We start from the raw sequence: 10,669 nt of genomic DNA on the forward strand, positions 1-10,669 counted from the left end.
GACCGCTCCCCGGCGCGTCACTCCGCGGTGTACACGGTCTGGATCAGACGGTTGGGCTGGCCCCTGCGGATGAACACACCGCGCCCCGGCGGCTGCTGGGTCGCGTACACACCGGGGAACAGCTGGCCCTCGCTGCGGTCGCCCGCCATCAGGAGCGCCGAGGCCCCCGACTCGCGCAGACCCAGCACCATCGGGTCGTACATGCCCCGCGAGGCGCCCGCGACCCGGCGCGTCAGCACGAAGTGGAGCCCGATGTCGACGGCGGACGGGATGTACGGCAGGAACGGGTCCAGCGGCGACTGTCCGGCCGTGGTCAGCACGTCGTAGTCGTCGACGAGGATCACGATCCGCGGACCGCTGCCCCAGCTGCCGGGCTCCAGATCCTCGGTGTCCGCCCGGTCGTCCGGCAGCCGCTTCTCCAGCTCGGTGGCGATACCGGCGGCCAGACCCGCGCACATCTTGGGGTTGTACGCGTAGCCGCCGCGGAACTCCTCCGGGATCGCGCCGCGCAGACCGCGCCGCGGGTCCATGACCGCGAAGACCAGCTCCTCCTCGCCGTAGCGCTCGATCAGCCCGCGGGCGACGGTCTTCAGCAGATTCGTCTTGCCGCACTCGCTGTCGCCCAGGATCAGCAGATGCTGGTCGTGGTGGAACAGGTCGAGCATGGCGGGCGCGAGCGCCGTCTGGTCCAGGCCGATCGGCACCCGCTTGGGCTCGGCGACCGGGCCGGGCAACAGCTGCGGCTCCAGCACGTGCGGCAGGATCCGCACCGGCTGGGCGACCTCGCCGCTCCAGGTGGCGCGGACCGTGCGGGCGGTGTGCTCCAGGACCGCGCCCAGGTCCGAGACGTCGGCGAGACCGTCCGTGCGCGGCAGCGCGACCTGCGCGAAGAGCTTGCCGTCGGTGAGGATGCGGCCCGGCTCGTCGGGCGACAGGGTCTGCGCCAGCTTGCGGTCGATGCTGGACTCGCTGGGGTCGTTGAGCCGCAGCTCGACCCGGGTGCCGAAGTTCGACTGGGTGGCGATGCGCACGTCGTTCCAGCGGAGCATGCCCGCGACGACGTGGATGCCGTAGCCGCCACCGCGCTTGAGGATGTCGACGACGGCGTCGTCCAGCTCGTCGAAGTCGTCGCGCAGCGCACCGAAACCGTCGATGATCAGCACGATCTCGGCCGAGGCCAGCTGCGGCAGCCGGCCCGCCGCGTGCAGCGAACGCAACTGCTCCACGGAGTCGATGCTGTGCTCGCGGAAGAGCTCCTCGCGGACCGCGAGCATGCCCCGCACCTCTTCGACGGTGCGCCCCGCGCGCTCCCGGTCCGCCCGCCCGGCGACGCCGCCGACGTGCGGCAGCCCCGACACGGCCTGGAGACCGCCGCCCACCAGGTCGAGGCCGTAGACGCCGACCTCCTGCGGGGTGTGGGTCAGCGCGATGGCGAGCGCCAGCGTACGCAGCAGGGTCGTCTTGCCGGCCTGCGGACCGCCGATGACCGCGGCGTGACCGCCCGCCACCGTGAGGTCCAGATACCACTGGCCCTGCCACTGCTTGGTCGGGTCGTCGAGCAGACCGAGCGGCACCTGGAGCGGACCGCGCCGCTTGGCCAGCTGCATCCCGCGCGGACCCACGTCCAGCGGCCCCGCGACCTTGTCCAGGGCGACGGCACCGGGCAGCGGCGGCAGCCAGATGCGGCGCACCGGACCGGCGGCCTCGCGCAGCTGGTCGACGACGACGCCCATCTCGGTCGGCCCGGTCTCCCGGCGCCGGATCTTCGGCTCCTCGCCCGAACTCTCGGGCTCGGCCAGGGTGTTGAACGCCTCGTACTCCAGGGCGAGCGGACCGGCGTCCTCCTCCTGGGTGCGCTGCACCGGGCCCCGGTACCCGCCCGAGACATAGCTCGCCTTGAAGCGCTCGTAGTGGCTGGTGTCGACCTTCAGATAGCCGAAACCGGGCAGCGGCGGCAGATGGAAGGCGTCCGTGGTGTCCAGGACCGTACGCGACTCGTCGGCGGAGAAGGTGCGCAGACCGAGCCGGTACGAGAGATAGGTGTCCAGGCCCTTGAGCTTGCCGCCCTCGATGCGCTGGCTGGACAGCAGCAGATGCACCCCGATGGAGCGGCCGATCCGGCCGATGGACAGGAACAGGTCGATGAAGTCCGGCTTCGCGGTGAGCAGTTCACCGAACTCGTCGATCACGACGAACAGATGCGGCAGCGGCTCCAGATCGGGCCGCCGCTCCGCGCGCAGCGCCGCGTAGTCACCGATGTCGGCGACATTGCCCGCGTCCTTGAGCACCTGCTGACGGCGTTTGACCTCACCGGCGAGCGAGGCGTGGACCCGCTCCACGAGGCCCGCCTGGTTCTCCAGGTTGGTGATGACACCGGCCACGTGCGGCAGCTCCGCGAACGGGGCGAAGGTCGCACCGCCCTTGTAGTCGACCAGGACCAGCGCGAGGTCCTCCGGCGGATGCGTGGCCACCAGGGCGAGGACCAGGGTCCGCAGCAGCTCCGACTTGCCGGAACCGGTCGCCCCGACACAGAGCCCGTGCGGACCCATGCCCAGTTCGGAGGACTCCTTCAGGTCCAGGAGCACCGGCTGATGGGAGTCGCTGATCCCGATCGGCACCCGCAGGAAGGCGCGTTCGCCGCGCGGCGCCCACAGACGCGAGAGGTCGAGCCGCGCCACGTCGTCGATCCCGAGCAGATCGGCGAAGTCGACGGGCCCGGACAGCGGGGCGTCCACCAGCGACTCGGCGGAGAGCCGCATCGGCGCCAGCATCCGGGCCAGGCCCTCGGCGAACGGGATGCTGACCTCGTCCACGGTGCCGTGGGCGCTGATCGGCTCCTGCTCCCGCAGGTCCTCGATGACCACTCCGTCGCCGTCGACGGTGATCCGGACGCTGACGTGGCCCGGCTCCTGGACCCGGTGTTCGAGCAGGTGCAGCACGCTGACGCCCATCTCGCGCAGTCCGACCGCGTCGTCCGGGCGCGGCAGGTCGACGGCGTCCTCGCCGTGCCCGTCGGTGACGACGAGCAGCCGGGATGTCATGGACAGGGCGTCCTTGCCGGACAGGCCGCGCCGCACCTCGGCCGCGTACGAGGCGCGACGGCGCAGCTCCGGACCGATCTGACGGGCCAGTTGGGGCGCGGACGGGGCGATCCGGCGGGCGGCGACCGGACCGTCGAACTGCTCGGTGTCGAGCAGGTGCGGCATCCACTTGGCCCACTCCCAGTCGGCCAGCCGTTCACCCGGCACGGCGAGCGCCATCGCGACGTCGTCGGGGGCGTGCGTGGCGGCGGTCTGGACGAGCAGGGCGCGCGCGACGCGCAGGCAGTCCTCGCGGGGGCCGATGACACTGATGTTGCCGACCCGGTCGAGCGGGACGGTGAGCGGGAGTTCGGTGCCGGTACGGAAGCGGTCCATCAGCGCGGACGCCTCGTTGAGCATGAAGGTGTCCGGCGGCGAGAGGACGGACGAGCCCTGCTGGGCGACCGTCAGATCGCGTACCGGCATCTCACCGGTGCCGACGCGCACCCGCAGGAAGTCGCCGTCGAGACGGCGCCGCTCCCACACCCGCGCCGGGTCGCGCACGATGTCGTACAGGGCGTGCGGCGGCGGATTGAGGACATCGGCCCGCTCGGCCCGCCGGCGCTCCTCGACGGAGAGCTCCTCGCGCAGGTCCTCCAGATAGGCGAGGTAGGCCTCGCGCTGGGTACGGCGGGTGCGCTGGGCCTTGCCGCGCTGCGAGAAGACGAGCGCCACGGAGCCGATGACGGTGACGACGAGGATGATCGCACCGAGGCCCGCGAACTGACTGTTGCGTACGACCGTCATCATCACGACGGAGGACATCACACCGGCGACGGGCAACAACGACATCGCGATGTTGCCCGACTTGCCCTCGGGGAGGTTCGGCGGGGCCTCGATGGTGCGTGCCTCGGAGGCGGCCGGCGGCCGGGTGGTCCTGGCCGGGCGGTGGATCAGTCGGGTACTCATCGTCGTCCGTCACTCGGGGTCGGGATCAGTGGGTGCTGCCGATCGGTGATCAGTGGTGCTGCTGGGAGAGCCGGAACACGTCCGCGGCCAGCCGGGTGGCGGCCTCCCGGGTCGCGTGCGCCAGGAGGTCGGTACGGATCTCGCCGCCTGCCGCCAGATGCCGGTCGTACGGCAGCACCTGGACGCTCGCGCCGGTGGCCTTCAGCCGCTCCGCCGCCTCGTCGAGATCAAGTCCGGGGTGCGGCACCAGTTCGCTGAGCACGACGACCGTGCCGGCGATGACCTGCCGGGGCAGCGACTGCATCCAGGTCAGGACCGCGTACGTGCTGGTGACGCCCTCCAATGTGGCGGGGGCGGCCAGCACCCGGGCCTGGGCGGCGGAGAGCGCGACCCGGGCGACCTCGGCGGGCAGCGTCTCGCAGTCGACGACGGTGACGCCGAAGTAGCGGCGCAGCGAGACCATGACCCGCTCGTACGCCCGGCTGTCGAGCATCGCGCCGATCTGGCCCTGACTGCCGGGCAGCAGCCAGGCGTTGCCGGGCAGCTGGACGAGATAGCCGGTGATGTCCAGCAGCGACATCTGCGGCTCGATGATGCCCGCCAGGTCACCGGTGGTCCAGCGCAGCGACTCGGCGCCGAGCCGCAGCGGCAGCGAGCCGAGCGCAGGGTCGGCCTCGACGAAGAGGACCGGGTCCTGGCGGTAGTGCGCGTACGTGGTGCCGAGCAGCGCGGCGACCGTCGACTTGCCCGCGCCGCCCCGGATGGAGGTGACGGCGATCTGCCGGCCGGTCGTCACCGGCTGCTGGAGCATCTCGGCGGTGGCGGTGGTCCGGGCCACCTCGCGCGCGGCCGACGAGGAGACGCTCACCCGCAGGGCCCGCGCGGCCCGCGTGGCGAACGGCTCGCCGCGCCGTGCCTTGCGGCCGACGGCGGCCAGCGCCCGGTCCACCACGGGCCGGGATTCGGGGGCGTGGTGGGGCCGGGTGCCCGGGGTGTACGCGGCCTGCTCCTGGGGCCGCGGCTGCCGCGCCTGCCGGGGCTGGGACTGCGGCTGGGGCTGGGCGACGGGGGGCGTGACGGGGGGCGTGACCACGCCCTGCTGTCCCTGGTGGCCGGGGTACTGCTGGTGCGGCTGGTGCTGTTCCTCGTGACCGGCGTACTGCTGCTGCGCGGCCTGCTGCTCCGGGTACCCGGTGTACTGCTGCTGTCCCTGGTGGCCGGGGTGCTGCTGGACCGGCTGCTGTCCCTGATAGCCCTGTTGCTGCTGAGGGGGCTGCTGTTCCTGATAACCGGCGTACTGCTGGGACTGGTCGGGCTGAGAGGGCTGCTGATAGCCGGGGTGCTGCTGGGGCGCCCCGTAGGCGTGGGCGTTCTGTGCGGGCAGGCCGGGGCCCGGTGCGGCGGCACCGTACGGCTGACCGTCCTGACCGCCCTGACCCTGCGCGGGGGCGCCGTACCCCTGGCCGTCGGGGCCCTGGGCGTTCTCCTGGGAGGCGCCGCTCCGCATGGCGCGCAGCACATCGCCCTGCCAGTTGTCTTCGTTCGGCATGTCTGCCCTTCTTTTTCGCCCTGCTGCCCCGCCCGGAGCACCTGCGCGTCGACTCAGAACTTGTTGAGCAGCTGTCCGTACACGCCGAACACACCGACGGCGAGCGGGAAGAGCCCCACCACGCCGATGGATTCGACCAGATCGGCCATGCGCCGCAGCCGGACCTGCACATGCTCGGGCGGCTGCACCGCCAGGACGAGCAGCGGCAGCACCGCGGCCACGACCAGCAGGGCGAGCGGCCCGGCACCCCCGGCGTGCTGCATCCACAGCATGACGAGACGCACGACCAGGACCGCGGCGGCGGCGAAGAGCGCCACCACCTCGGCGACCAGCGGGAAGGCCCGCGCCCGGGAGAGCAGCACGAGAGCCACCAGCGAGGGGAGCGCCACGGTCCACACGGACGGCTCGTCGGCCAGCGTGAGCAGCCAGCCGCCGGCCGCCGCGGAGACCGCGGTGACCACCGTCGCCAGGGCGAGGCCGCGGTGGGTGGCCGCCAGCGCGTTGCCCACCTGGTGGCGGCTGACGGAGGCGCCGCCGGAGCGGCGGTCGTCGAGCGCGGTGAGCCCGGAGGCCGCCAGCGCCAGCCGGGGGAGCAGACCGAGCAGTACGACGGAGAAGACGGCCATGACGGCGCCGAGCCGGGCCAGGTCGTCCTGGACGGCGGCGACGGCCTCCCACACCAGGGTGACCGCGGTGGTGGCGACGGCGCCGATGAGGCCACCGCGGCCGAGCGGCGAGAAGTAGCCGAGCAGCACCAGCGTCAGGACCAGAGCGGCGGCCACGGCGGCGAGCCGCGCGGTCCCCGACCAGTCGTAGGCGTCCGCGGCGGTCCAGGCGGTGAGGATGCCGAGGCTGCCGGAGGCGAGCAGCAGCGCGGTCGCCAGACCCCGGTTGCCCTGCCCGATCTTCGCGATGAGCGCACCGGCCGCCAGCAGGACGAGCGTCGCGGCCGCGAGGGCGCCGGTCAGCGAATCCAGGGCGAACTCGCGCCGGGCGAGCAGCGCGGCGACCACCGCGAAGGCCACGGACGCCACACCCGCACTCGTGCGGCGCGCGGCGGGACGCCAGCGCCAGGCCTGCAGATCGAGATCGTCGGCCACCAGATCGGTGACATCGTGCACGACCGGGGCGGGGGGCGCGGAGTGGGCCCGGACGAGCCTGAGCACCGCCCCGTCCGCGATCCCCGCCGAGGACAGCGTGCTGTCGTGCGGGAGCGCGGAGCCGTCCGACGTGATCAGCTGCCGGGTCATCGGGCGTGCCGCCGCCCGGTCGTCCAGCAACTGCAGAATGTCCGGCAGCAGCTGCCCGATCGGGGTGTCGGACGGCAGGACGATGTCGGCCCGGCGTCCGCTCACCGACCAGAGTCACCCGGCTGAGCTGCGCTCGGGAAGTCGTTGCTGTGCTCACCACTTTACGGGAACCTATCATCGCGACGTTGTGAGGAGTCGGGCAGCTTTGCGTGCCCATGCTACTGGCGCCTTCTCAGTCCCCTTTGCGGGGAACTCTTTCTGAATTCGCCGGAGTTACCGAGTTATTGGGGATTCTTCGTCGATTCCCCGGTTTTATCCGGTTGCGCCGTTTCCGCCGGCTGTTGGTACTGCTGTTCCTGGCGCTGCTGCTTCTGCTGTTCGGCCTTCTGCTTCTCCAGCATGTTCTGGACAAAGGACCACCCCACGCATCCCGCGCACAGCACGGCGGCGATGGCGATCCCCGCGAAAACCTTCCCGAGCCGCTCGTCCGCCGTGCGCCGCGCCCGCTGCGCACCAAACAGCAGTGCGTCACGCATTCTGCGACGGCGTACCGCCACCGACTCCAGAAGCTGGCTGTCGTAATCCCGTGCCATTCGTCTCGTCGTCCGTTGCCTCAGTCGTACGTTGCGTCGGTCATGGTCGCTGCGTCATCGCCGGTCGGCGCGAGGAACGGCGGCCGGGGCCGGGTCACTCCCGCGCACTTCGGGGGAGCGGCGTACAGCGGCATATTCCGCATCAGCCGGCGGGCACCGCAGAGGAATCCCCCGATTCACTCCTGCAACATAAGGCATGGGCGAGCGGGCAGTACAGCCCAGGTCGCGGCAGGAGCGAGTATGGCGGACGCGCATTCCGCAGGCGTCAGGGATCCTCCCGCGACCGGCCGTCCATGGTCTCGTGCCAGGCGCACAGCGACTCGGCCACGGCATCGAGAAGACCGGCCCCCACCGCCTGCGCGATCGTCCCGTCGCAGAACCGTTCCCCGCGCACCACGGCCGTGGCCGCGCGCACCGCGTCGGCCGGACCCAGCCGTCCACCGGCGGGCACGGCCGGCGGCGGATTGTCCTGCCACAGGTACGCGGGCGTCACCGCACCGACGGCGGCCAGCGCACCCACCAGTCGCCGGAGCGGCTTGCTGTGGATCGGGTAACCCATCAGCCAGGTGCCGTCGGGCTGCCGCCCGCTCGCGGACCACCGCACGTCGCGGTCCTCGTCCGTGAGCGCGGCGAGCGCCTCCTTCAACTCGTGCCATGCGTCGGTGTTCCCGTGGTCGAGCTGGACCAGCAGACGGCGGTCGTCGGCCTCGGTGACGACCTGGGCCAGCGCGGTGAGCGCGCCCAGGGACGGCGTCGTGGCCAGGGAGCCCGGAGTGACATGGCTGACGCACCTCGGGTCCGAGCCCCGGGCCAGCTCCGCGAGCGCGGCCGTGGGCACGAGCCCGCGCGCCTTGGCGGCGTCGAGCCTTGCGGACCACCCAAGCCCTTCGCTGATCCCGGCCCGGTCACCGGCGGGCCGCAGACACCAACCGGCGGCGTCGTCCTCGTCGTTGGCCCACAGATAGCCCATCGCCTCGCCACGGGCATTGGCGACGGTGAGGTGATGGACCGGGCCGGTGGTCTCGGCGCGGTAGCGCGGTGCGTCGGGGGCGTGGGCCATGGTCAGCTCGCGGCGGCGAGACTCCTGACCACTTCGACGTTCGGAGCCTCGGTCAGGGAGCCGGGTACGACATGGCTGCTCTTCGAAGGATCCGATTCCTTGATCATCTCTGCCAGGGCGGCCGTCGGGGCGATCCCCCGGGCCTTCGCGTCATGGAGCTTCCGGGCCCACCGCGCACCCTTGTTGAACGCCTCGTCACCGCCCGCCTTGCGGACCAGCCACCCGGCGGCGTCGTCCTCGTCGTTCGCCCACACGTAGCCGATCGCCTCGCCGCCCCTGTCTGCCACCGTCAGGTACTGGACGGGCTTGTGGGACTGGGAGCTGTAGCGCGGCGGCCCGCCGGGCGCCTCGTTGAACAACAGATCCTCGTTCAGCCGCGGATTGGGCCGCTGCTCGCTGCTCATTCGTGTACCACTCCCTTATTCGGCGGCAGGACTTCTCCGTAGACCTGGACCTGGCCATTCTCCATAAAGACGCGGGTCACCTTGAACTCGGAACCGCGGGCCAGGAGCAGCTCACGCTCCTCCACATCGAATTTGGAGACCTTCTCCAGCCACAGGGCGGGCGTGCCCTTCGGCACACGGAGGTGCAGGATTGCTTCCTTGCCGGCGAAGCTGGACACCGGGTGGTTGCCGAGAGAGGTCGAGGTGTACCCCTTGTCCGGGTAGGTCTGGCCCAGCATGTCGAGCGGAGAGTCCAGCTTGAGGTGGCCCAGCCCCGTACCCCGGACGACCATGATGTCGTCGGGTACGGGACGCGTCGACATGACCCTGTCCATCTCGGCGATGTCGTGCAGCACCGCCGGCTCCGGGCCGAATCCCGCAGTGCCACGCAGATGACCGTTCATGTCGTGGTACGACGGGAACGTCTCACCGGTGTAGTCCCAGAGGGCCTGCTTCGCGGACGGGTCCAGATTGTCCACGTAGTCGTTCCAGTAGTCCCGGCCGTAGTCGATCGCCGCGGTGTCGTCGGCGAATGGGACTGTGCCGTCCGTGAGTTCGGCGGCGGCGACCCGGTGCTTCTCGGCCGTCGTGAGGTCGTCGAAGTCGTCGGCGGAGACGTGCGGGGTGTACTTGAAACCGTCACCCGTACCGCCGTTCCCCACACCGTCCGCACCGGGATGACCGGGCGTCGTCGCGTCGTCCGCGCCGTGCGCGAGGTCGTCGGCGGCGCCGTGCGGGTCGACATGGCCGCCGTGGCCGCCGTGGTCACCGGTGTGCGCCGCGTCATCGGCGTGCCCGGCCGCGTCGTCCGCGTGCCCGCCGTGTGAGGTGTCGTGGCCGCCGTGTGAACTGTCGTGGCCGCCACCGTGCGAACCGTCGTGTTCGGGCGTGCCCGGTCCGTCGTGGCCCGGGGCGTGCGGAGGGGTGGGATCCGGGGTGTGCGGATTGCCGCCGGGGATGTCGTGGCCCGTTCCGGCGGGGAAGTGGTCGGTGGGAACGTGAGCGCCGACGTTGCCCGGGACATGGCCGGGTGCTCCGCCCGGCAGGTGGCTTGCCGGGTCGAAGTGTGCCGGGGCGGGACCGAACGATCCGTTGGGAACGTGGCTTGCCGGGTCGAAGTGCGCGGGGGCGGGTCCGAACGATCCGTTCGGTACGTGATTGGGAACTCCGCCCGGCACATGGTCGAAGCCGCCGCCGGGGGTGTGCGCCGCCATGTCTGGGAAGCCGCTTCCCGCGTGGACGCCCACCGGCACCGGCTGCTGAATCTGCCAGGACGTCGGCAGGCCCGAGGTGCCGGGGACCGTGTCGTGCGGGATCGGGGTCGTCTCGACCACGCCGTTCGGGGCGACCAGGTTCCCGTTGGGCTCCAGGAAGCGACCGTCGGGCAACTGCACCGAACCGTCGGGGAGTTTGGGGATCTCGATGTTGCCGATGCCCTTGAGGCCCTTGGTGATGTCGCCGATCTTGGAGAGTCCTGCGCCCGCGCCCTTGGCGATGTAGGTCATGGGGTCGATGACCTTGCCGGCCTTGCCCGCGACGGAGAGTACCTTCGCGACGGCTCCGGCTTTGCCGGCTCCTGCGGCGGCTCCGCCGGCGCCTCCGGTGAACACGGTCGTCAGGACGTTGAAGGTGACGGCTCCGGCGGCCCGGCCGGGGTTCTTGCCCCATTCGTCCCAGGCGACGAGTGCTTTGCCGGTCTCCTTCATCGCGGTGCGTGAGTCACGCAGCCAGGAGGGGAGTTTGTCGTCCGGGAGTGCCCAGAAGAGGGTTCCGGCGCCGGGGAGG

General features: G+C 71.6%; 6 protein-coding genes and 1 pseudogene. All 7 read right to left on the reverse strand.

Annotation, left to right across the window (positions count from 1 at the left end):
• Positions 1–17: 17 nt before the first annotated feature.
• Positions 18–3,989, reverse strand: coding sequence for a type VII secretion protein EccCa (gene eccCa / locus GA0115234_RS21770; protein WP_093544176.1), 3,972 nt, complete (start codon positions 3,987–3,989; stop codon positions 18–20).
• 49 nt (positions 3,990–4,038) lie between these two features.
• Positions 4,039–5,538 (reverse strand): MinD/ParA family ATP-binding protein, encoded by a 1,500-nt coding sequence (locus tag GA0115234_RS43475; protein WP_202554014.1) that lies wholly within the window; start codon positions 5,536–5,538, stop codon positions 4,039–4,041.
• Positions 5,539–5,591: 53 nt separating this feature from the next.
• Positions 5,592–6,966 (reverse strand): annotated as a pseudogene (eccD, locus tag GA0115234_RS21780) (type VII secretion integral membrane protein EccD).
• A gap of 103 nt (positions 6,967–7,069) precedes the next feature.
• Complete coding sequence (locus GA0115234_RS21785) at positions 7,070–7,381, reverse strand: hypothetical protein (RefSeq protein ID WP_093544178.1); 312 nt, start codon at positions 7,379–7,381, stop codon at positions 7,070–7,072.
• Between the two features lie 265 nt (positions 7,382–7,646).
• Positions 7,647–8,441, reverse strand: a complete 795-nt coding sequence (locus GA0115234_RS21790) for a DUF6508 domain-containing protein (RefSeq protein WP_093544179.1) — start codon at positions 8,439–8,441, stop codon at positions 7,647–7,649.
• A 2-nt stretch (positions 8,442–8,443) separates the two neighbouring features.
• A complete protein-coding gene (locus GA0115234_RS21795) occupies positions 8,444–8,845 on the reverse strand; it encodes a hypothetical protein (RefSeq protein ID WP_093544180.1) in 402 nt (133 codons plus the stop codon).
• A partial coding sequence (locus GA0115234_RS21800) for an ADP-ribosyltransferase (RefSeq protein ID WP_093544182.1) occupies positions 8,842–10,669 on the reverse strand: 1,828 nt, incomplete at its 5' end. The genes GA0115234_RS21800 and GA0115234_RS21795, both read right to left, overlap by 4 nt.

It is taken from the genome of Streptomyces sp. DvalAA-43 (genome assembly GCF_900091725.1).
Lineage (GTDB): Bacteria > Actinomycetota > Actinomycetes > Streptomycetales > Streptomycetaceae > Streptomyces > Streptomyces pulveraceus.

Excerpts from the sequence above, each read along its gene's own strand:
- GA0115234_RS21790 (WP_093544179.1), bottom strand. The coding sequence starts at position 8,441 with ATGGCCCACGCCCCCGACGCACCGCGCTACCGCGCCGAGACCACCGGC.
- GA0115234_RS21795 (WP_093544180.1), bottom strand. The coding sequence starts at position 8,845 with ATGAGCAGCGAGCAGCGGCCCAATCCGCGGCTGAACGAGGATCTGTTG.
- eccCa (WP_093544176.1), bottom strand. The coding sequence starts at position 3,989 with ATGAGTACCCGACTGATCCACCGCCCGGCCAGGACCACCCGGCCGCCG.
- GA0115234_RS21785 (WP_093544178.1), bottom strand. The coding sequence starts at position 7,381 with ATGGCACGGGATTACGACAGCCAGCTTCTGGAGTCGGTGGCGGTACGC.
- GA0115234_RS43475 (WP_202554014.1), bottom strand. The coding sequence starts at position 5,538 with ATGCCGAACGAAGACAACTGGCAGGGCGATGTGCTGCGCGCCATGCGG.